The following is a 22,637-nucleotide window of genomic DNA, read 5'->3' as shown; positions in this document are numbered from 1 at the left end:
TCACTTCACGGCGAGCGTTATCGCCGCCGCAACGGCGCCCAGGACCACGGCTCCCAGGCCCCAGACGGGTCCCCGGCGATGCCAGGGACGATTGTGGTCCAGCGAGATCCGGCCCGGTCCCGCGAAGCCGAGGGCGGCCGCGGCGACGATCAGCAGCACCGCCGAGGAGGCGGCGACCAGGCCGTTCGGCCAGGTCACGTGTACCGCGTTGATCATGGTGCCGATGACGACGGCCGCGGCGAGCGGAGTCAGCAGCCCGAGCACGAGCAGCGCGCCCCCGCCGAATTCGCAGAGCGCGGCCAGGGTGCCGAACACCTTGCCCGGTTGGTAGCCCATCCCCTCGAAGCTCTCGGTGGTTCGCTGCCATCCGGCGCCGTTGAACCAACCGAACAATTTCTCACTTCCGGTGACGAACAGCAGGCCGCCGGAGCCGACCCGGAGCACGAGCAGGCCGATGTCCGTGCCCGCCGTGTCGGCGGCGGAAATGTGTGGCGCGGTGGTGGTCATATCGATGTCCTCGTGGTCTCGGTGCCGATGATCGGCGGGAGCAACGTTGCGGACCGCGTTCGATGAGACCACGATATCGGACGCCCCTCGGTTCGCCCGACCGCGAGAATTACCTGTTGACCAGTGAAATTACCTGTTTGCCAGGAAGAAGAAGTAGGCCAGGAAGATCACCGCCAGCACCCAGACGACCGGATGGACCTCGCGGCCGCGACGCTTGGCGACCATGACGATCGGGTAGAACAGCAGACCCATCGCGATGCCGTTGGCGATCGAGTAGGTCAGCGGCATCATGATCACGGTGATGAAGGCCGGGATAGCGTATTCCAGTTCGCCCCAGTCGATTTGACCGAGCGAACGGGACATCAGCACGCCGACCACGATGAGGGCGGGTGCGGTCACCGAGGGTGCGCCCGCGACGACGTCGAAGACCGGAAACAGGAACATCGCGATCAGGAACCACCCGGCCGTCGAGACCGCGGTGATCCCGGTGCGTCCCCCGGCGCTGACGCCCGCGGTGGACTCGACGTAGGCGGTGGTGGTCGAGGTGCCGATGATCGCGCCGGCCGCCGTGCCGATGGAATCGGAGGCGAACGCCTGCGCCGCACGCGGCAACTTGCCCTCGGAGGTGAGCAGCCCGGCCTGGTTGGCGATGCCGATCAGGGTGCCCGAGGCATCGAAGAAGTCGACGAACAGCATGGTCAGCACGACGATCGCCATCTGTCCGGTGAACGCGTGCGGCAGATTGATGATGGCCTGCCCGAAGGTCTTGTCCAGTCCGTGCGGCATGGCCACCACCGCATGCGGCAGCGAGACCAGCCCGCTGACGATGCCCACGATCGTGGTCGCGACGATGCCGTACAGCACCGCACCGTGCCAGCCCAGCACCAGGAAGATCACCGTCACCAGCAGACCGAACAGGGCCAGCAGGGTGGTCCCCTTGGTGAAGTCGCCGAGATGGACGAAGGTGGACTCGCTGGCCACCACCAGACCGGCGTTCTTCAGCCCGAGGAACGCCACGAACATGCCGATGCCCGCGCCGACGGCCAGTTTCAGCTGCATCGGAATGGCGTCGATGATCTTCTCGCGGATCCTGGTGATCGCGAGCACGAAGAAGATCACGCCCGACAGCAGCGTGCCCGACAGCGCGACCTGCCAGTGGATGCCCATGCCGAGCACCACCGAATAGGCGAAGAAGGCGTTCAGTCCCATTCCGGGCGCGAGGGCGATGGGATAGCGCGCCCACAACCCCATCACGAGGGTGCCCACCACCGCGGCGACGGCGGTCGCGGTGAACACCGCCTGGGTGGGAATTCCCTTGGCCCCCAACGTGCCGTGGTCGCCGAGCACCGCGGGATTGACCGCCAGCACATAGGACATCGCGAGGAAGGTGACGGTGCCGGCCATGATCTCGCGCTTCACGGTCGATCCGAGCCTGCTGAGACCGAAGTAGGCGTCCACGCGCCCCTTCACACCCGACTGGGCATCGATTGTCATCTACTTCTCCACCTCGGCCGGACGGACGTGCCTGCCGAGCACGCTATATGCCACGTCGCGGTTGCGCATCCCCGGTCCCGCGAACGAGCGGCAATCGATTGCGGCAGTGCCGATCCCACCCAGCGAACATATGGCTGGCCGGTCGATCACCGAATTACTTCGGATATTCGACAGACGCAACCGGCGGGCAATTAAATGCATAATTCCCCTCGTATATGCAAGTTATTGACCGTTCCCCAGTGGGCCGTTACAAATACGTTATCCGCCGAACCGAGCCCGTCGAACCGGCCACGTGAGAATTGCAAAGTGAGTGGTTACAGAAATCGTCGATGCGAGTGCCGATCTCGCGATCGCCCCCGGGGTCCTGTGGGATCTGCTGACCGATCCGCGTAACTACGCGAGGGTCTTTCCCGGTATCGGCGCGTGCGATGTGCACGAGATCGTCGACGGGCGCCCCGTGTGGCGCATGCGCATCGGCGGCAGCGACACCGAGATCCACATCCTCGACGTCCGGGTGATCGCCGATCGCGCGGCGGGCACCCTGGAGTTGCAGTGCACCGAGCGACGCAGTTTCGCCGCGGTGGCCCTGTCCGGCAGCGCCGATCGCACGCGCGCCACCATCACCTGCGTCGCACCCGACCGCGTGCATCCACTCATGCCCAGTCTGCCCAATGCCGCTGCGGCGGAATGGATCTCGTTCGGACTGCATCGACTTGTCGATCTCGTGCGCGGCGCGCCGACCTCGATGGTGCTCAACGGCGAGGATTCCACGGTGCGCACCCAGGCCGGGGTCGCGATGCAGATCCTGTCCACCGGCGTGCTGCGCAGCATCCGGCCCGACCGGATGTACAAACAGATCAACGGCCTGGCCACCTACGGATTCACCCTCGCGGGCGGCTATGCGGCGATGGCGGGACATACCCCGAAACGCATTGCCGTGGTGGACGATCGGGGTGCGAGCAGCTTCGGCGACATCCACGCCCGCTCGGGGCGTCTCGCGTCGGCACTGGCCGAGCAGGGCATCGGCGCGGGCGATGTCGTCGGCCTGCTCGCGCGCAGCCACCTCGAGATGATCGAAATCGTCACGGCCGTGGCCAAACTCGGCGCCGATCTGATCTTCCTGACCACCTGGCTGCCCGCGCAGCGGATCGCCTCCCTGGCCGAGAGTCACCGGATGGCAGCGATATTCGCCGATCCGGAGTTGGAGCAGCTGACGGCGTACGTACCGCCGGACGTGATGCGCTTCAGCACGTTCAGCGATCCGGCCCGCCCGGACCAGATCGGCGTGGAGGAGCTGATCGCTTCGGGCAGAGGCGATGTCGGCAAACCGGATCAGCCCGGTCGGCAGATCCTGCTGACCGCGGGCACCTCCGGCCCGGCGAAGGTGGCAGTCCGCCCGCAGCCGCGCGGATTCTCCTCGATCGCGGCGCTGCTGTCGCGCCTGCCGTTCGTGATGAACGAGACCATGCTGATCGCGGCGTCGCTGTCGCATTCCTGGGGCCTGGCGGCCATGCACATCAGCCTCCCGCTGCGAGCCCAGGTGGTGCTGCTGGATCGCTTCGACGCCGCGGAGTGCCTGCGCCTGATCGCCGAGCATCGGGTGCGCACGCTGATCGTCGTGCCGATCATGGTGGAGCGCATCCTCGATCTGCCCGCTTCGGTGCGGGCGCGGTACGACCTGTCCAGCCTGGAGGTCGTAACCTGCGGTGGCGCACCACTGTCGGAGGCGACGGTGCTGCGGTTCACCGAGATCTTCGGCGAAATCCTCTACACCATCTACGGATCGACCGAGGTGTCCCTGGGCGCGATCGCCGAACCGGCCGATCTGCGCGTCTCGCCCACCACCGCGGGAATTCCACCGCTCGGTGCGAAATTCGCTGTGCTGGATCATGACTCGCGGCTGCTGCCGGTGGGCGCGATCGGGCGGATCTTCGTCGGTCACCATCTGCTGACCGAGGGGTACATCGACGCGCCGCCGCCGGAGGAGGTGGACGGCATGATCGACACCGGCGACGTGGGGTACGTCGATGCGGTCGGACGACTGTTCGTCCTCGCCCGCGCCGAGGAATTGATCGTCTGCGACGGCCAGACCGTCTACCCGCGCCCGGTGGAGGAGGCGCTGGCACACCTGCCGCAAGTCAGCGAGAGCGCGGTGGTGGGCGGACCGGATCGCGAATCGGGCCAACGACTCTCGGCCTTCATCGTCGCGCGGCCGGGCCACGTCATCGACGCCGATGCGATCCGCGATTACATCCGGGTTCGACTCGGGCGCGCCTGGGTGCCGCGCGATGTCGTGGTCATCGACGCACTCCCCCGAAACGCCAGCGGCAACATCCTCAAACGCGTACTGACACAACAACCTGTCCGACGGTGAGGCGTGGCGAGGCGGGCGGATATCGGCTTCCCGACGCCTCGCCGGCGAATAGTTGACAACCACCCCCGCCGGGGGGTATCTGTGACGTGTGAACACATGCAACCTACCCGGAATTTAATGCATGATTCACCTAATATTTAATTCGCCTTGACCAATCGTGTGCGGCCCGTTACAAATACGTCAGCCGCCGAACCGAGCTGTCGAACCGGCCCAGCCAGAAGTGCAAGTGTGTGGTTACCGAAATCGTCGATGCGAGTGCCGATCTCGCAATCTCTCCCCGAATTCTGTGGAAGCTGCTCGCGGATCCGGAGACCTACCCCCGACTGTTCCCGGGCATCGGCGCCTGTGATCCGGTGGAGACCATCGACGGCCCACCGAGTTGGCGCATGCGCGTGGGCGGTGCCGATACCGAGATCCGTGTCCTGGACGTCCGGCTGGTCCTGAACCGCGAGGCGCACACCGTCGAGCTGCAGTGTCCGGCCCAGGGCAGTTTCGCCGCGATCCGGCTGCGCGGGGCGTCCGCGGGCACGCAGGTCGTCATCACGTGCTTCGCACCCGCCCGGGTGCATCCGCTGGTGCCCGCGCTGTCGAATTCGGCTGTCGTCGAATGGATCACGGCCGGGCTCGAGCGCATGGTCGACCTCGCCGACCGCGTCCCGACCTCGATCCTGGCCAACGGCGAGGAGTCCTCGATACGCCTGCAGGCCGGAGTCGCTCGGCAGATGGTGGCCACGGGTGTCGTGCGCACCCTGCGCCCGGACCGGATGATCAAACAACTCAGCGGCCTGGCCGCCTGGGGTTTCACCCTGGCGGGCGGCTACGCGGCCGCGGCCGCGCACTCCCCGCGCCGCACCGCGATCATCGACGACCGGGGCGAGCGCACGTTCCGCGAGGTGCACACCCGCAGTCACGCACTCGCGAGCGCGCTGGCCCGCCTGGGCCTGACGGCCGGAGACGCCATCGGCGTGCTGTCCCGCAACAGCGCCGAGATGGTCGAGGTCATGTCCGCCGCAAGTAAACTCGGCGTCGAGGCGGTGCTGTTCAATACCGGTCTACCGGCCGGACGAATCGCCCAGATCGCCAAAACCCACCAGTTGGCAGTGCTGTTCGCCGATCCGGAGCTGGAGGATCTACTGCGGTTCATCCCGCAGGATCTGCCGTGCTACCACACCGTGGACGACGGAATGCTCCCCGACCGCCGCACGGTCGAGGATCTGATCAACTCCGGCACAGGCGATTTCACCAAGCCGAAGGATCACGGCCGACTGGTCGTGCTGACCTCGGGCACCAGCGGCAGGTCGAAAGGCGCTGTGCGACCGCATCCCAAGGGATTCGGCACCGTCGCGGCGGTGCTGTCCCGCATCCCGCTGCGGATGAACGAGACGATGCTGATTCCGGCGCCGGTGTTCCACACCTGGGGTCTGGCGGCCCTGCAGATCAGTACGCCGCTGCGCGCGACGGTGGTCCTGCCCGAACATTTCGACGCCCAGGACTGCCTGCGCATGATCGCCGAATTCCGGGTCACCACACTGATCGTCGTCCCGGTGATGGTGCACCGGATCCTGGACCTGCCCGCCTCGGTGCGGGCGCGTTACGACACGTCGAGCCTGCGCGTGGTGGCCAGTTGCGGTGCACCGCTGCCCGGCGCGGCGGTGCTGCGATTCATGGACACCTTCGGCGACATCCTCTACAACTTCTACGGATCCACCGAAGTGTCCTGGGCGAGCATCGCCGATCCGGCCGATCTGCGCATCTCACCGACCACCGCCGGACGTCCCCCGCTGGGCACGAAAATCGCTGTGCTGGACGATGATCTGCGCCCCGTCCCGATCGGTGCGACCGGGCACATCTTCATCGGCAACCACATGCTGTTCGACGGCTACACCGATGCCGATCCGCCCTCGGAGGCCGACGGCATGCTCGACACCGGCGATGTCGGCTATCTGGACGCGTCGGGACGACTGTTCGTGGCCGGACGCGACGACGAGATGATCATCTCCGGCGGCGAGAACGTCTTCCCGCGGCCGGTGGAGGAGGCGCTGTCCCATCTGCCGCAGGTCAGCGAGGTCGCGGTGATCGGCGTCCCCGATCGCGAATTCGGCCAGCGCCTGGCCGCTTTCATCGTCACCCGCGACGGCTTCGCCCTGGACCCGGACATGATCCGCGTCTACATCCGACGCCGCCTGGGCCGCTTCTCGGTCCCCCGCGACGTCATGTTCCTGGACGCCCTCCCCCGCAACGCCACCGGCAAGATCCTCAAACGCACACTCACCCAACCGATCTGAGCGCCCGGTCACGAGGCAGGAACCGGCTCAGGGACTCGGTGAGACCATCAGGCCGAGTTCGGCAGGACCGGACAACAACCGATGCCGCGGCAGGATCCGGACGGTGAAGCCGACCGCGCCCGAGAGCGGAACCGGGGTCTCGACGGTGAAGATCTCCGTCCCGGAATCACTTCCGACGTGCGTCATCTCGAAATCGGTGACCTCGGACAGGTCGTCGTCCGTGTCGACGCGGCCCAGCACCGCCTGCACGGTGACATCGGCGGGGGTCAGGCCCGCGAGATCGATGCGGGCGCGCAGGGACAGTTCGTTGCCGATGACCGGGATGTCGGCCAGACCGGAGCTGTCCACCTGGAGCACCTTGACCTGCGGCCAGGCCGCCTCGATCCGGCGGCGGTATTCGGCCAGCTCCCGCGCTCCGGCGAAATCGTCCTGTGCCACTGCGGCATACGAGGCCGCGGCGGGTGCGTAGTAGCCGACCGCGTAGTCGCGGACCATGCGGGAGGCCAGTACCTTCGGCCCGAGGGTCTGCAGCGTGTGGCGGACCATCTCCATCCAGCGCACCGGCACCCCGTCGTGGTCACGCTCGTAGAAGCGCGGCAGCACAGCGCGTTCCATCGTCTCGTACAGCGCCGCGGCCTCCAGATCGTCGCGGCGGTGCTCGTCGCGCACGCCGTCCGCGGTGGGGATGGCCCAGCCGTTCTCGCCGTCGTACATCTCGTCCCACCAGCCGTCCCGGATCGACAGGTTGAGTCCGCCGTTGAGCGCGGCCTTCATCCCCGACGTACCGCACGCTTCGAGCGGACGCAGCGGATTGTTCAGCCACACATCGCATCCCCAGTACAGGTACCGGGCCATCGACATGTCGTAATCGGGCAGGAAGACGATGCGATGCCGCACGCCGATGTCATCGGCGAAGCGCACCACCTGCTGGATCAGCCCCTTACCGCCGTCATCGGCCGGATGACTCTTACCGGCGACCACCAGCTGCACCGGACGATCGGGATCGGTCAGCATGCCGCGCAGCCGTTCCGGGTCGCGCAGCATCAGAGTCAGGCGTTTGTAGGTCGGCACCCGGCGAGCGAACCCGACGGTCAGCACCGCCGGATCGAAAACCTCGTCCACCCAACCCAGTTCGGCCGGAGCCGCACCCCGCTCGAGCCACGAGGCCCGCACCCGACGACGCACCTCGTCGACCAGGATGCCGCGCAACGCATTACGCGTCGACCACAGCTCGCGCAGATCGACGTCGTGCAACCGTTCCCAGCCGCGCGCCTCCTCGACCAGTTCCGGGCCGACGAATTCCCGTGCCTTGTCGATCCACTCACGCGCGGCCCAGGTCGGCGCGTGCACGCCGTTGGTGACCGAGCCGATCGGCACCTCGGCCGGATCGAATCCGGGCCACAGCGGCGCGAACATGCTCCGGCTGACCGCGCCGTGCAGTTGTGAGACGCCGTTGGCGCGCTGAGCCAGTCGCAACCCCAGATGCGCCATGTTGAACACCGACGGATCGGCCTCCCGGCCCAGCGCCACGATGCGATCCACCGAAACCCCCGGCAGCAGCGGAGATTCGCGTTCCCCGTGATCCCCGCCGAAATACCGCCGCACCAGCGCACCGGCGAACCGGTCGATCCCCGCGGGCACCGGGGTGTGCGTGGTGAACACCGTCCCGGCCCGCACCGCGGTCAGCGCGGCATCGAAATCCATTCCGCCGGACATGAATTCGCGAATCCGCTCGATCCCCAGGAATCCGGCGTGCCCCTCGTTCATGTGGAACACATCCGGATCGAGCATCCCGTGCGCGCGGGTGAACGCCCGCACCGCGCGCACTCCGCCGATTCCGGCCAGGATCTCCTGCTTGATCCGGTGGTCCTGATCGCCGCCGTACAGCCGGTCGGTGACCGCGCGCAACTCGGGATCGTTGTCGGCGATGTCGGAATCCAACAGCAGCAACGGAATCCGCCCCACCTGGGCGATCCACACCCGCGCCCGCAACACCCGCCCCTCGGGCATCGGCACGTGCACCAGGACCGGAGAACCATCGGCGCCGGCGAGCAACCGCAGCGGCAACCCCTGCGGATCCAGATCCGGATAGTGTTCGCGCTGCCAGCCGTCGGCGGTCAGCGACTGCCGGAAATACCCTGAGCGGTACAGCAAGCCGACGCCGATCAGCGGAAGTCCCAGATCCGAGGCCGCTTTCAGATGGTCCCCGGCCAGGATCCCCAATCCGCCGGAATAGTTCGGCAGCACCTCGGTGACGCCGAACTCCATCGAGAAGTACGCGATGCACCGCGGGCCCTGATCCTGTCGGCCGAACCAGCGCGGCCTGGTCAGATAGTCCTGCAGATCGGCCGCGGCGGCGTCGACCGTACGCAGGTACGCCTCGTCGGCGGCCAGTTCGTCCAGGCGTTCGGCCGGGACCTCCCCCAGCATCCGCACCGGATCGCGCCCGAGCTCCACCCACAGCCGCGGATCCAGTTCGGCGAACACGTCCTGCGTCGGGGCATGCCAGGACCAGCGCAGATTCGTGGCGAGTTCGCCGAGCGCGGACAGTCGCTCGGGCAGATGGGCACGGACGGTGAAGCGACGCAATGCCTTCATTGGGTAGAACCTACACGGCGAGGATGGCACACGCGGCACCGAACAGCGCCGCCGCAGGGCTCTGACCTGTACTCATCGAATTCCCGGGCCGCCGCATCGGTCCTACGCGGCGGCCCGGGAACTCAGGCGGAACTACTTCGAGCCCAGCGTGCGATCGAGCAGCGCGAGCAGATCGCGGTAGTGGCGCTCGGCCGCCTCGGCGCTGTACGCCTCGGTGTCGGCCTGGGTGTAACCGTGGATCGAGCCCTCGTACACCTCGGAGGTGTGCGTGACGCCCGCCGCGTCCAGCGCCTTGCCGAACGTCTCGATCTGCGCGGGAGTCGCGCCCTGGTCGTTGTCGGCGTAGCCGAAGAACAGCTCCGCGGTGATCGGCTCGACCATCAGATGAGTGCTGTCTGGGCCGTCGGTGACCAGCCCACCGGTGTGGAAGCAGCCACCGGCGGCGACCCGCTCGGGATGCGCGGCCGCGGTGAACAGCACCAGCCGCCCGCCCATGCAGTATCCGGTCAGACCGACCGGACCGTCGCTGACCAGCTCCGATGCCGCCATCCAGTCCAGGTACGCGGCCGAATCGGACTTCACGACCTCGGGCGTCAGCGCCTGCATCTGCGGCCGGATCTTCTCGAAGATCTCCGGCCGCGACTTCAGATCGATCGGGTCCGGCAGATCGAACAGCGGTGCGCGGCCCGCCCGGTAGAAGGCGTTCGGCACCAGAACGGTGTAGCCGTGCGAAGCGATGCGATCGGCCACCGCGCGCAGTGCGGGCCGCAGGCCGAACGCGTCCTGGTAGACGATCACGCCCGGATGCGCGGCGCCGTCGTCGGGATGAGCCACATAAGCATCGGCAACGCCGTCGGGAGTCTGGATGTCTACCGACACGCCGTGCACTGCGGTCATGATGGATCCTCCTGTGTATTCGCCGTCGTCGTGCCCGCCGCGAAAGAGAGGCGAGCGTTCCGCTTCGGTCCTACCGTCCCATATCGATTCCCGCCACCCGGCAGCCACCCGTCCGCCGTCATCGGCGCGAACATGTCCGGATTACCGGTACGGTTGACGCCGTGACCGGTCGCATCGCCATCGATGACACCGCCCCTGCCCTAGGACCGGGGCGATACCCGGCCAAGGCCGTGGTCGGTGAGGTGTTCCCGGTTCGCACCGTGGTCTGGCGCGAAGGGCACGACGCCGTCGCCGCGACCCTCGCGGTGCGCGCCCCGGGCAGTTCGCGCACGCAACGCATCCGCATGTCGCCCGACTACGAACCCGATGTGTTCAACGCCGTGTTCACTCCCACCGAACCGGGTGCGTGGACCTACCGCATCGAGGGCTGGAGCGATCCGATCGCCGGATGGCGTGCGGCGGTGGAGGCGAAACTGGCCGTCGGCCAGAGCGCCGCGGATCTGGCCAACGACCTCGAACTCGGCGCACGCCTGTTCGACCGTGCCGCACAGGCGGTTCCGAAGAAACAGTGGGAACGTCTGCGCGCGGCCGCGACCGCACTGCGCAGCGACGACCAGCTGCCCGCGCGGGTGGCCCCGGCGTTCAGCGCCGAGGTGGCCGAGATACTGCGCGCCCACCCGCTACGCGAATTGGTCACCCGCGGACCGCAATTCACCGTCCAGGTGGAACGCCGCCGCGCCCTGTGCGGCTCGTGGTACGAATTCTTCCCCCGCTCCACCGGCGGCCGGGACGCCGACGGCGCTCCCGTGCACGGCACCTTCGCCACCGCCGCGAAGGAGCTGCACCGCATCGCGGCCATGGGCTTCGACGTGGTGTACCTGCCGCCGATCCACCCGATCGGCGAGGTGAACCGCAAGGGCCGCAACAACTCCCTGACCTGCGAACCCGACGACGTCGGCTCCCCCTGGGCGATCGGCTCGGCCGCGGGCGGCCACGACGCGATCCATCCGGATCTCGGCGACGTCGCGGATTTCACCGAATTCGTCGACGTCGCACGGCAACTCGGGCTCGAAGTCGCATTGGATCTGGCGCTGCAGTGCGCCCCGGACCATCCCTGGGTCATCGAACATCCCGAATGGTTCACCACCCTGCCGGACGGCACCATCGCCTTCGCGGAGAATCCGCCGAAGAAGTATCAGGACATCTACCCGATCAACTTCGACAACGATCCGGACGGCCTCTACGCCGAGGTACTGCGCGTGGTCCGGTACTGGATCTCGCTGGGCGTCACCATCTTCCGCGTCGACAACCCGCACACCAAACCCGCCGACTTCTGGGAATGGCTGATCGGGCAGGTGCACCGCGACGACCCGGGCGTGATCTTCCTGTCCGAGGCGTTCACCCGCCCCGCCCGGATGTACGGCCTCGCCCGGCGCGGGTTCACCCAGTCCTATACGTATTTCACCTGGCGCACCGGCAAACACGAACTCGCCGAATTCGCTCTGGAACTGGCCGCCAAGGCCGACGAGGCGCGACCGAACCTGTTCGTCAACACCCCCGACATCCTGCACGAGAGCCTGCAGCACGGCGGTCCGGGCATGTTCGCCGTCCGCGCGGTGCTGGCCGCGACGATGGGCCCGGCCTGGGGCGTGTACTCGGGTTTCGAGCTGTTCGAACATCAGGCGGTGCGGCCGGGCAGCGAGGAGTACCTGGACTCGGAGAAGTACGAACTGCGCCCGCGCCCGTTCGCCGAGGCCGCGGCGCGCGGTGAATCGCTCGACCCCTGGCTGACCAGACTCAACGAGATCCGCCGCGCCCACCCGGCCCTGCAGCAATTGCGCTGTCTGAGCGTGCATCACGTGGACAACGACGCACTGCTGGCCTATTCGAAGGTGGATCCGGCCACCGGCGACGCGGTACTGGTCGTGGTGAATCTGGACCCGTTCGGAGCCGAGGACGGCATGCTCTCGCTCGACATGCCCGCGATCGGCCGTGAATGGCACGATCATCCGGTCGTCGTGGACGAGGTCAGCGGTGAGGAATACCACTGGGGCCAAACCAATTACGTACGGCTGGACCCGGTCCGGGCCGTCGCGCACATCATCGCCCTGCCGCCGGTCTCGGCGGCCGCCCGTGCGGAGTTGGCCTACCGCAGGACATTCCGGTGAACCGGCGCGATCTGCTGCTGCTGGCCGCGGGCACCCACCCGGATCCGCACGCGGTGCTGGGCGCGCACCCGCATCCCGACGGCACCGTCGTCAGAGCCCTTCGGCCGCATGCGGATTCGGTGTCCGCCCGGATCGGCGACCAGGATCATCTGCTGAAGCACGTGGAGCACGGCCTGTTCGAGGGCGTCGTGCCGTATCCCGAGCTCTCGGACTACCGCCTGCTGACCTCCTATCCCGGCGGCCGCACGGTCCTGGACGCCGACGGCTACCGATTCCTGCCTACCCTCGGTGACCTGGATCTGCACCTGATCGGCGAGGGCAGGCACGAACGGCTCTGGGAGGTGTTGGGCGCGCATCCGCGCCGGTACACCACCCTCGACGGTGAGGTCGCGGGCACCTCCTTCGCGGTGTGGGCCCCGAATGCCCGCGGCGTCAGCGTGATCGGCGATTTCGACGGCTGGAGCGGCAACACCGCCCCCATGCGGCGGCTCGGCGGCTCGGGCGTGTGGGAGGTGTTCGTCACCGGGCTCGGGCCGGGCGAGAAGTACAAGTTCCGGGTGCACGGCGCGGACGGCGGCATCGTCGAGCACGCCGACCCGCTCGCCTTCGCCACGGAAGTACCCCCCGCGACAGCCTCGGTCGTCACCGAAAGCTCCTACAGCTGGCGCGATCAGGAGTGGATGCGCGCACGAGACGCCGCCGATCCGACCCACGCCCCGATGAGCATCTACGAAGTGCACCTGGGCTCGTGGCAGCCCGGACACGGCTATCGCGAGATGGGCGCCAGACTCGCCGAATACGTTCGCGCACAGGGCTATACCCATGTCGAACTGCTGCCGATCGCCGAACACCCCTTCGGCGGCTCCTGGGGCTACCAGGTCACCTCGTACTACGCCCCGACCGCCAGATTCGGCGCCCCCGACGACTTCCGCGCCTTCGTGGACGTCCTGCACGCCGCGGGCATCGGCGTGCTGCTGGACTGGGTTCCGGCGCACTTCCCGCGCGACGAATGGGCCCTGGCCCGCTTCGACGGCGCACCCCTGTACGAGCATCCCGACCCGCGTCGGGGTGAGCAATTGGACTGGGGCACCTACGTTTTCGACTTCGGCCGCAACCAGGTCCGCAACTTCCTGGTGGCCAACGCGCTGTACTGGCTCGAGGAATTCCACATCGACGGCCTGCGCGTGGACGCCGTCGCCTCCATGCTCTACCTGGACTACTCACGCCCCGAAGGCGGCTGGGAGCCCAATATCCACGGCGGCCGGGAGAACCTCGAGGCCGCGCAGTTCCTACAGGAGATGAACGCGACGGTGCACACCCGGCATCCGGGCGTGGTCACCATCGCCGAGGAGTCCACCACCTGGCCGGGCGTCACTCGTCCCACCGACGTCGGCGGCCTGGGCTTCACCATGAAGTGGAACATGGGCTGGATGCACGACACCCTCGGCTATCTCGGCCGCGATCAGGTGCACCGCAGCTGGCATCACAACGAGATCACCTTCTCCGCGGTCTACGCGTGGAGTGAGAACTACGTCCTGCCGATCAGTCACGACGAGGTCGTGCACGGCAAGGGAACGCTGTGGACGCGCATGCCGGGCGACGATTTCGCCAAGGCGTGCGGCGTGCGAGCGCTGCTGGCATACATGTGGTCACATCCCGGCAAACAGTTGCTGTTCATGGGCCAGGACTTCGGACAGTTCCGCGAATGGTCACACGATCGCGGGCTGGACTGGCACGAATTGGACAATCCGCTGCACGCGGGCATACGCACCCTCGTCGCCGACCTCAACACCGCCTACCGCGCGCACCCGGCGCTGTGGACCCAGGACACCTCCCCCGGCGGTTATGCCTGGATCGAGGCCGACGACCGGGACCACAATGTGCTGGCCTTCCTGCGCTACGCGAGCGATGGCTCGCCGATAGCCTGCCTCTACAACTTCTCCGGCTCCGAACACCGCGACTACCGCGTCGGCCTGCCCGTTTCGGGCCATTGGCGCGAAATCCTGAATACCGACGCGATCCCCTACGGCGGCAGCGGGATCGGCAACCTCGGCGGCGTGGACACCGCCGAGATCCCGTGGCACAACCGGCCCGTCTCGGCCACGATCACCCTCGCGCCCAACAGCGGGATCTGGCTCGCCCTCGAACAGACAGCGGACGTGAAAAATCTCACGCCCGGCGTCTAGTACAGCGCGGTCGCCAGCTTGCGGCGGGCCGCGACCACCACCGGGTCCCCGGTGTCGAACAGCTCGAACAGCTCCACCAGCCGCGTGCGCACACGATTGCGGTCATCGCCGGCGGTGCGCTTGATCAGGTTGATCAAGCGGGAGAAGGCCACATCGGGCTCGCTGTTGAACAGTTCCATATCCGCAGCGGCGAAGGCGGCATCGATATCGGCCGGATCCGCATCGGCGCGGGCGATCGCATCCTGCGGCAGCCCCTGCGTGCGCGAGTAGAAGCGAACCTGCCGCAGCGCGGCCTTGGCCTCCGCATTGGCCGGTTCGGTGGCAAGAATCGCCTCGTACGCGCTGATCGCGCCTTCGACGTCCCCGCGGTCCAGCGCCTCCTCGGCCGCAGTGAAACGCGGATCCTCGGGCTCGGGCTGCGGACCGTCCGGCGAATCGGGCAACTGCCCGCGCACGGCCTCCATCACAGCCGTGAGCCACTGCTTGACCTGCGGCTCGGGCTGAGCGCCCTGGAAGTCGGCCAGCGGCTGACCACCGGCCACCGCGACCACCGTCGGAATGCCCTGCACACCGAACGCCTGCGCGATGCGCATATTCGGCTCGGCCTCGACCGTCGCCAGATCCCAGCCGCCGTCGGCCTCGCCGACCAGCCGCTCGAACAGCTTCACCAGCTCCACGCTGCCCGGACTGCGTTGCGAGTACAGCACCACGACCACCGGCACCTGCATCGAGCGCCGCAGCACCTGGGTCTCGAAATTGGCCTCGGTGACCGCGTGATCACTCGGAACATCCGTGGCAGCAGGCTGTTTCAAGCTGGACAGATCCACCGCGCCGGACATGGCGGCAGCAGCGGCGGGCGAGGGACGACGTGCAGCTGGTCGAGTCACAGCTTCCAGTTTGTCACGAGCCCGCGGCGGCAGGTGCCTGGGTCGGGCTCAATTCGCCCAACTGTCCGGACCGGATGGCCCACCGCTCGAACAAGAACGAGGTGAACGGGATCACCGTCGAGACGAGCCCGAGCAGGATCGTGCGCCCAGGCCACTCGAACTCCCGCCACGCCATCAGCAAGCTGAACGCGTACGCCAGGAAGATGATGCCGTGCACCATGCCGAAGACCATGAGAGGCCATTCGACCGGTGGTGTCACCCCGTGCTTGAAGTACATGCCGATGAACAGGAGCACCCACCCGAACACCTCGAGGATGCCGAAAAGCCGCACCCGCTTGGCCAGGGTGCTCACATCGAAGATCTCGCCCATGACTCCCCATTGTGCCCAATGGCTACGACGCTTCGTAGTGGGTGTGCCCATTCTCTCAGGAAAACGCGATCAGCGGCCGCAGTGCACGTTGAACTGCTGCCAGAGGTCGTCGCCGATGAACCCGCCCCAGTCGATGCACTTGCCCTGCGCCTCGACCTTCGCGAAGGCGAAGTCGGTGAACTTGTGCCCGTCGTTGATGACCACCGCCGAGTGGTCCTTCGATTGCCGGACCGCAGCGCCCATCGAGATCGCCGCGCCCGCGTGGTCCCGCACGGTGACCACGCAGTTGGTCCTGCCGTTGTAGGTGAGGAAGATCGTGCCTGCCTTCAGCTCATGCTTGTCCACGACGTTGAAGCCCGCACCGCACTGGCCGCCGTACGGCGCCGCCGCGGAGGCCGTGGCCGGGACGAGTGCTGCCGCACCCGCGGAGATCCCGATCGCAGCGGTACAGACAGCGATGAACTTTCGGGTGTTGATCAAAATTGAGCCTTTTCTCTCTCATGTCGCATCCGGCGCGCCGAGTTCCCCCCACACGCCGGACACCGTGCCCCACCGAACCTAGGGGCAGTCGGCGACAGAGGATTTCGCAACTTCCCACATCCGGGAAGTCGTACCGCCGGGCTACACCTTCACGATCAGAGCGTCACCCTGGCCGCCGCCACCGCACAGGGCCGCCGCGCCGACACCGCCGCCGCGACGCTTCAGCTCGAGCGCCAGATGCAGCACGATGCGAGCGCCGGACATACCCAGCGGGTGGCCGATCGCGATCGCACCGCCGTTGACGTTCACCTTCTCCGGGTCGATGCCGAGCTTGCGGGTCGAGGCCACGCCGACCGCGGCGAAGGCTTCGTTGATCTCCACCACATCCAGGTCGGCGGGCGAAATACCTTCGCGCGCACAGGCTTTGGCGATCGCGTTGGCAGGCTGCTCCTGCAGGGTGGAATCCGGCCCGGCCACCACACCCGCCGCGCCGATCTCCGCGATCCAGCTCAGACCCAGTTCCTGCGCCTTGGCCTTGCTCATCACGACCACCGCGGCAGCGCCGTCGGAGATCTGCGAGGCCGAACCGGCGGTGACCGTGCCGTCCTTGCGGAACGCCGGACGCAGCTTGCCCAGCGACTCGGCCGTGGTGTCCGCGCGAATGCCCTCGTCCTGCCCGAACAGCACCGGCTCACCCTTGCGCTGCGGGACGGCGACCGGCACCACCTCGTCGTCGAACACACCGTTCTTCCACGCCGCGGCCGCCTTCTGATGCGAGGCAGCGGCGAACGCGTCCTGATCCTCGCGGCTGATGCGATCGACGTCGTTGCGCTGCTCGGTCAGCAGGCCCATCGCCTGATCGGTGAAGATGTCGTGCAGCCCGTCGAAGGCCATGTGGTCGCGCAACGTCACATCGCCGTACTTGAAGCCCTCCCGGCTCTTCTCCAGCAGATGCGGCGCCTTCGTCATCGACTCCTGCCCGCCGGCGACCACGATCTCGTACTCACCGGCCCGAATCAGCTGATCCGCCAAGGCGATCGCGTTGATACCCGACAAACACACCTTGTTCACCGTCAGCGCCGGAACGTCCATCGGGATACCCGCGGCCACCGCGGCCTGCCGGGCCGGGATCTGCCCGGTGCCCGCGGTCAGCACCTGGCCCATGATCACGTAGTCGACCGATTCGGGGGCTACTCCGCCCTTCTCCAGCGCGGCCTTGATCGCGAATCCGCCCAGGTCGGAACCGGAGAATCCGGCGAGGCCACCGAGCAACCGACCAACCGGTGTGCGGGCGCCGGAGACGATGACGGAGGTGGTGGTCACGATTGGCCTCACTTCTGGGGTCGATGCAGCGTGCGGGCGGGATGCAACCGCTCGATACTCCACGGTAACCCGGGCACTCTCGACAGCACCACGGTGGTGCGCGCTACCGTTCGAAAGGTGAGCACTTCCGAAAAGACCGAATTCATTCCCGCCGACTATGTGATCGCCGTGGACCATGTCGGCATCGCCGTCCCGGATCTCGACGCAGCTGTGGCCTGGTACTCCGAAAAGCTCGGTATGATCGAGACGCACCGTGAGGTCAACGAGGGCCAGGGGGTGCACGAGGCAATGCTGTCGCTGCCCGCTGCCGGAGACAGGTCGACTGCTCTGCAGTTGCTGGCTCCGCTCAACGAGGAATCGACCATTGCAAAATTCATCAATCGCAACGGTCCGGGGCTGCAGCAGCTGGCCTACCGCGTGACCGATATCGACGCCGTCTCGAGCAATCTCCGAGACCGGGGCGTACGCCTGCTCTACGACGCACCGCGTCCGGGCACCGCGGGCTCGCGCATCAATTTCCTGCACCCCAAGGATGCTGGCGGTGTGCTCATCGAGCTCGTCGAGCCGAACGCGAATCCTACTCACTAGTACCGCAATCCGACCGCGAAAACCTTTCGTAACGACATTCGCGGTCGGGTCACCATGGCACGCGCGCAAGCGGTAGTTTGTGGGGCATGTCGTCCACTGAGCCCGATCGCAATCGCTTCGTCGCGTTGCCCTTTACCGTGGTCCGGAAGGGGTATGACCGCGATGAAGTTCGCAATTACTTCGACCGATTCGATGCCGAACTGAGGGTCACCGCCACCGACCGCGATGCCGCCGCTGCCCAGGCCCGGAACCTGGCCGCCCAGCTGGAGGATGCGCGTGACGAAATCGATGAGCTGCGTAAGGAAGTCGACCGTCTGTCGGTCCCCCCGACCACCGCGGAGGGCATGAGCGACCGTATCTCGCGCATGCTGCGCCTGGCCTCCGACGAGGCGTCCGAGGTCCGCGCGCAGGCCCAGGCCGAAGCCGCCGAGATGGTCTCCATCGCCGAGCAGCAGGCCACCGAAATGCGCGGTAAGTACGAATCGCTGCTTGCCGAGACCAAGGAGAAGCGCGAGGCGCTCGAGATCGAGTTCGAGCAGACCCTCGCCAACGCGCGGACCGAGTCCGCCAAGATCGTCGAGGCCGCCACGGCCGAGGCCGATCGCCTCACCAAGGAGGCCGAGGCCAAGCGCAAGGCCGCGCAGCAGGACTTCGAGGTCAGCATGGCCGACCGGCGCACCAAGCTCACCCGCGCCATGGAGGAGCTCGAGGCCACCAGCCGCTCCGACGCCGCACAGCGCATCAAGGATGCGACCGACGAGTCCAACCGTCTGGTCGGAAACGCCACCCAGCAGGCCGACCGCAAGATCGCCCACGCCAAGGAACTCGCCGAGGAGATGCGCGTGCTGCGCGGCCGAGTTCTGGCTCAGCTCTTGGGAATTCGCGGCCAGCTCGATTCCGTTCCGGCCATGCTCGCCGCGGTCAACCGCGAGAGCGAACTGCTCGACGGCGCCCCCGAGCCGCGGTCGCTGTCCAGCAAGCAGTCCGGGTCCGGACGCCAGCAGAAGGCCATCCCCGAGATGCGTGATGCCGAGGATGAGGTCGTCGACGAAGAGCAGCGCGAGAGCGCGGAAGTCGCACACTAAAAATACTGCACCCACCCGGGCGACAGCTATCCGTTCCAAGGTCGCCCCCTCGCATGAGGGGGCGACCTTCTTTATGTCGCCGGCAGGCTGCCCGATCCACGGACCTGCGCAACTACTGATCTCGCACGCACATGGGTAACTCATCGGGGACGCCCAGGGCCCGACCACGTTCGCAACCGTCGGCCCGAAGGACAAGTCTCCAGGCACCCGACGACACGATGAAGTCGCGGAGAGGCGGAGGAGCTACCCTCGACATGTCATGCCTCGCCGGAAACCGAGTCCCAGGAAATCCTCGGCGCGGTCCTCCAGGGAGCCGCGTCCGATCGGCGACGTCTTCGGACGCACCGAAAACGGCCCCGGCGACGCGGAAACCTATGTGGTGCGCACGATTCCGGGCTCCCGCGCGGTGAAGTCCTACCGCTGCCCCGGCTGTGATCACGAAATCCCCCCGGGCACAGCACATATCGTTGCCTGGGCCGCAGTAGGCGGCGAAGACGATCGCCGCCACTGGCACACCGGCTGCTGGCGAGGCCGCCACACCAGAACCATCACCCGCCGCTGGAGCTGAACTCCCCCGCCTCTCCGGGACTTCAGCGTGCCGTGAGGCGCGGGGAGACTTGCGTTGTCGGGCCGACGGTCAGGTATCCGGTTGCGTTGCAGACGTTCCCAAGGAGTTACCCATGTGCGTACCAGATCAGTTGTTACGTAGCGGGTTCAGAGAATTTGCCCTGGGAGGCAACAGAACTCGTTGAGGTGTAACGGAAATCACTCACCTCGTCAGAAGAGGCGGAACTCGTCGCTTTCTGTACCACGCAGGGCGTTGTAATCGAGTGTCACGCAACGAATCCCACGATCCGTCGCGAGCGTACGAGCCTGCGGCTTGATCTGCTGGGCCGCGAAGACGCCACTCACCGGAGCGAGCAGCGGGTCGCGATTGAGCAGTTCGAGGTAGCGGGTGAGCTGTTCGACGCCGTCGATCTCACCGCGACGCTTGATCTCCACCGCGACCGTGGCGCCGTCGGCGTCCCGGCACAGGATGTCGACCGGACCGATCGCGGTCATGTACTCACGACGGATCAATGTGTAACCGGCGCCGAGGGTTTCGATGTGCTCGGCCAGAAGCTCTTGCAGATGCGCCTCGACGCCGTCCTTCACCAACCCGGGATCGATACCGAGTTCGTGCGAGGTGTCGTGCTCGATCTCCTCGACGGTGATGCGCAGTTCCTCACCGGCCTTGTTGGTCACCACCCACAGCTTGGCGGGATCGGCGACGCTCACTTCGGCGTCGGGAGCAGCACCGTCCGCGGACACGGAGGCGCCGCCATCGGACGCGGCATCGCGCTCCTCCAGCCAGCACGGCGGACTCATCCAGTTCAGCGGCTTGTAGGAGCCGCCGTCCGAATGTACGAGTACGGATCCATCCGCCTTCATCAGTAGCAGACGTCGAGCCATCGGGAGATGAGCGGTGAGCCGACCCACGTAGTCGACCTGACAACGAGCAATCACGAGGCGCACCCCAGGCACTCTAGGCGACCGCCGCACAGCCCCGATCAGCAAGGGCCACCTACGATCCGCGACGGCCGGGTCAATTCAACAGAAACGACACCGCCAGCGCCGAAGCAGCCACCAGCGGAACCGGATCGAACCAGCTCATCCGACGTTCCAGGTACCGACCGCGGGCGATCATCAGCACCCCGATCCCGGTACCGATCAGGTAGGACAGCAGATGACCGACACTGGTGAAATCCCGGGTGTCGACCACCCCCTTCACCGCGATCACCAGCCACACCGCGGCCCACGGGATCCGCCGCCCCTTCGGCACGATCACGACGAGCGAGCCGAACAACGTCATGACGCCGTAACTGATCCCCACATCCTCGGAATCACCGATGCTGCCGGGCAGCCAGTGCATACCGATCCCCACCCACAGGCCGACCGCCACCAGCAGCGTCGCGCCGATATGACCGGCCAGGAAGGTCCAGATCGCCCGCAGCGCGCCGAATCGCAGCTCCACCAGCGCCAGCAGACAGGCCAGCAGCGGGACATTCGTGATCGTCGAATCCGTATCCCCGATGACGAACGCGCTGGACAGCAACGTCCCGAGACGGCCGTGCCGAAGATTGTCGAGATTCGTACTGGTGCCGGCGAGGATTCGATCCTGAACATCGGGCCCGACCCGCGCGTAGATCACGGCAACCACGATCAGCGCCGCCACATAACCGACGGTGACCGGCAGCCAGTGTCGCCGACGCAGAACTGCGATGACAGAGGACATTCCGCGCTGTGCCCGCTCGGCCGTCATCACCCCGACCCTGGACACCTTCCTCAGCTGTGCGCTGTTCAGCCCACGAGGATCGTGTATCCGAGCAGGGTCGCGATGACCAGCAGCACGATCTCGATCCGCTTGAAACGCTGCGGAAGCGTCCGGCCGCCGCGGATCAACCACAGGCCCACCAGCAGGCCGATGGATACGGACACCAGATGCCCGACATTGGTGAAGGAGCGTCCCATCGCCACACCGGCCACCGCGACCGCGAGCCAGGTGATCGCCCAGGTCGGCCGCCAACGCGACGGCATCAGGACCAGGAAGGCCCCGATCAGCGCCATGGAGCCGTAACTGATACCGACGTCCTCGGCGTGCGTGATCTCCAGCGGCAGCCAGTGCGCCTGGACCGCCACCCAGAGCCCGAATGCGACCAGTAGCGTCGATCCGAGGTGTCCGGCGAGGAATATGCGAATCAGGCGGCTCGCGCCGAATTTGAGCTCGGCAAGCGCGAGCAGACAGATCAGCAGCGGCAGAACCAGCAGCGAGGTGTCGGTATCGCCGATCAGCAGCGCGCTGGACAGCAGTGTGCCGATGTGGCCGTTCAGCAGGTTGTACAGATTCGTGCTGGCGTGCAGCATCACCCGAGTCTGCGCGGAGTTGCTCAGCACCGATACCAGCACAGTCACCAGGATGAGCAGCGCCCCGTAGCCGTAGGTAGCCGGTAGGAACAGCCGACGCCAGCGGAAGCCGGACGTCGTAGCCGAAACGGTCGGCGTCGTCGTCTCCTGGTTGGGTGCGGTGAGCACCACCATGGGGATCCCTTTCGTCACTGCTCCGGGGGCAGCTCCACCGGCGTACCCTCCATCATCCGGATTCTGGCTGCACAACGGCTAGCTGTGGGTTGTGAAAGTACTGTGAACTCGCCGACGGCAGAGAGTCCGGTTGCCGATGACTCAGTCGCCCGAGCCGCTGGCCAGAGCAGAGATCATGGTGCTGATGTAGGTGGCGAGGCCGCTGAGGATGTCCATCTGGGGTGTTCTCCTATTCGGGGGGTTGTAACCGGCCGAATCATACACAGGTCAGGGAAACAGCGAAGGCCCCCAGCAGATGCTGGGGGCCTTCGGAAAAT

General features: G+C 66.8%; 18 protein-coding genes. 7 read left to right on the top strand and 11 right to left on the bottom strand.

Annotated features, from left to right (window positions below; translation table 11 throughout):
• Together K7711_RS46195 and K7711_RS46190 are read right to left on the bottom strand one after the other, a co-directional pair.
• Nucleotides 1-507 carry a DoxX family protein gene (locus K7711_RS46195; RefSeq protein WP_222979378.1) on the bottom strand — a complete coding sequence of 169 codons (507 nt, stop codon included), beginning with the start codon at nucleotides 505-507 and terminating at the stop codon, nucleotides 1-3.
• A 129-nt stretch (nucleotides 508-636) separates the two neighbouring features.
• Entirely contained in the window at nucleotides 637-2,001 is a 1,365-nt protein-coding gene (locus K7711_RS46190; RefSeq protein WP_222979376.1) for an NCS2 family permease, read from the bottom strand.
• Between the two features lie 310 nt (nucleotides 2,002-2,311).
• On the opposite strand from K7711_RS46190, the gene K7711_RS46185 reads away from it, so the two are divergent.
• Together K7711_RS46185 and K7711_RS46180 are read left to right on the top strand one after the other, a co-directional pair.
• The gene (locus tag K7711_RS46185) at nucleotides 2,312-4,375 is read left to right on the top strand and encodes an AMP-binding protein (protein ID WP_222979373.1); all 2,064 of its coding nucleotides are present in this window, start codon (nucleotides 2,312-2,314) and stop codon (nucleotides 4,373-4,375) included.
• A gap of 230 nt (nucleotides 4,376-4,605) precedes the next feature.
• Entirely contained in the window at nucleotides 4,606-6,660 is a 2,055-nt protein-coding gene (locus K7711_RS46180; protein WP_222979371.1) for an AMP-binding protein, read from the top strand.
• A 27-nt stretch (nucleotides 6,661-6,687) separates the two neighbouring features.
• On the opposite strand, the gene glgP is transcribed toward K7711_RS46180, so the two are convergent.
• Nucleotides 6,688-9,258 carry an alpha-glucan family phosphorylase gene (glgP, locus tag K7711_RS46175; RefSeq protein ID WP_222979369.1) on the bottom strand — a complete coding sequence of 857 codons (2,571 nt, stop codon included), beginning with the start codon at nucleotides 9,256-9,258 and terminating at the stop codon, nucleotides 6,688-6,690.
• 132 nt (nucleotides 9,259-9,390) lie between these two features.
• Complete coding sequence (locus K7711_RS46170; protein WP_222979368.1) at nucleotides 9,391-10,155, bottom strand: dienelactone hydrolase family protein; 765 nt, start codon at nucleotides 10,153-10,155, stop codon at nucleotides 9,391-9,393.
• Nucleotides 10,156-10,316: 161 nt separating this feature from the next.
• On the opposite strand from K7711_RS46170, the gene K7711_RS46165 reads away from it, so the two are divergent.
• Together K7711_RS46165 and glgB are read left to right on the top strand one after the other, a co-directional pair.
• Entirely contained in the window at nucleotides 10,317-12,323 is a 2,007-nt protein-coding gene (locus K7711_RS46165; protein WP_222979366.1) for an alpha-1,4-glucan--maltose-1-phosphate maltosyltransferase, read from the top strand.
• Entirely contained in the window at nucleotides 12,320-14,509 is a 2,190-nt protein-coding gene (glgB, locus tag K7711_RS46160) for a 1,4-alpha-glucan branching protein GlgB (RefSeq protein WP_222979364.1), read from the top strand. Before K7711_RS46165 ends, glgB begins: the two co-directional genes overlap by 4 nt.
• On the opposite strand, the gene K7711_RS46155 is transcribed toward glgB, so the two are convergent.
• The 4 genes from K7711_RS46155 to K7711_RS46140 all read right to left on the bottom strand — a co-directional run bounded on the left by K7711_RS46155 (nucleotide 14,506) and on the right by K7711_RS46140 (nucleotide 17,569).
• On the bottom strand, nucleotides 14,506-15,348 hold the full coding sequence (locus tag K7711_RS46155; protein WP_222979408.1) for a tetratricopeptide repeat protein: 843 nt from the start codon (nucleotides 15,346-15,348) through the stop codon (nucleotides 14,506-14,508). The genes glgB and K7711_RS46155 overlap by 4 nt on opposite strands.
• 61 nt (nucleotides 15,349-15,409) lie before the next feature.
• On the bottom strand, nucleotides 15,410-15,766 hold the full coding sequence (locus tag K7711_RS46150) for a DUF3817 domain-containing protein (RefSeq protein WP_222979362.1): 357 nt from the start codon (nucleotides 15,764-15,766) through the stop codon (nucleotides 15,410-15,412).
• A 69-nt stretch (nucleotides 15,767-15,835) separates the two neighbouring features.
• A complete protein-coding gene (locus K7711_RS46145) occupies nucleotides 15,836-16,246 on the bottom strand; it encodes a hypothetical protein (protein ID WP_222979360.1) in 411 nt (136 codons plus the stop codon).
• 141 nt (nucleotides 16,247-16,387) lie between these two features.
• Nucleotides 16,388-17,569 (bottom strand): acetyl-CoA C-acetyltransferase, encoded by a 1,182-nt coding sequence (locus K7711_RS46140; protein ID WP_222979358.1) that lies wholly within the window; start codon nucleotides 17,567-17,569, stop codon nucleotides 16,388-16,390.
• A 117-nt stretch (nucleotides 17,570-17,686) separates the two neighbouring features.
• Here K7711_RS46140 and mce point away from each other — a divergent pair, with 117 nt between their 5' ends.
• The 3 genes from mce (at nucleotide 17,687) to K7711_RS48240 (ending at nucleotide 19,810) form a co-directional block, all read left to right on the top strand.
• Nucleotides 17,687-18,157 carry a methylmalonyl-CoA epimerase gene (gene mce / locus K7711_RS46135; RefSeq protein ID WP_222979356.1) on the top strand — a complete coding sequence of 157 codons (471 nt, stop codon included), beginning with the start codon at nucleotides 17,687-17,689 and terminating at the stop codon, nucleotides 18,155-18,157.
• Between the two features lie 86 nt (nucleotides 18,158-18,243).
• The gene (locus K7711_RS46130) at nucleotides 18,244-19,242 is read left to right on the top strand and encodes a coiled-coil domain-containing protein (protein WP_040832385.1); all 999 of its coding nucleotides are present in this window, start codon (nucleotides 18,244-18,246) and stop codon (nucleotides 19,240-19,242) included.
• A 259-nt stretch (nucleotides 19,243-19,501) separates the two neighbouring features.
• On the top strand, nucleotides 19,502-19,810 hold the full coding sequence (locus K7711_RS48240) for an Rv1322 family protein (RefSeq protein ID WP_235748858.1): 309 nt from the start codon (nucleotides 19,502-19,504) through the stop codon (nucleotides 19,808-19,810).
• Between the two features lie 209 nt (nucleotides 19,811-20,019).
• On the opposite strand, the gene nucS is transcribed toward K7711_RS48240, so the two are convergent.
• From nucS to K7711_RS46115, 3 genes are all read right to left on the bottom strand, one after another.
• Complete coding sequence (gene nucS, locus K7711_RS46125) at nucleotides 20,020-20,757, bottom strand: endonuclease NucS (protein WP_222979355.1); 738 nt, start codon at nucleotides 20,755-20,757, stop codon at nucleotides 20,020-20,022.
• Between the two features lie 70 nt (nucleotides 20,758-20,827).
• Nucleotides 20,828-21,544, bottom strand: coding sequence for a rhomboid-like protein (locus K7711_RS46120; protein WP_222979354.1), 717 nt, complete (start codon nucleotides 21,542-21,544; stop codon nucleotides 20,828-20,830).
• Between the two features lie 38 nt (nucleotides 21,545-21,582).
• Nucleotides 21,583-22,338, bottom strand: a complete 756-nt coding sequence (locus K7711_RS46115) for a rhomboid-like protein (protein WP_308015249.1) — start codon at nucleotides 22,336-22,338, stop codon at nucleotides 21,583-21,585.
• Nucleotides 22,339-22,637 lie beyond the last annotated feature (299 nt).

The sequence above is a fragment of the Nocardia coffeae genome, from assembly GCF_019890715.1.
Taxonomy (GTDB): domain Bacteria; phylum Actinomycetota; class Actinomycetes; order Mycobacteriales; family Mycobacteriaceae; genus Nocardia; species Nocardia jiangxiensis.
Note: the sequence above shows the minus strand (reverse complement) of the source record. Positions and strands in the feature narration are given on the sequence as shown.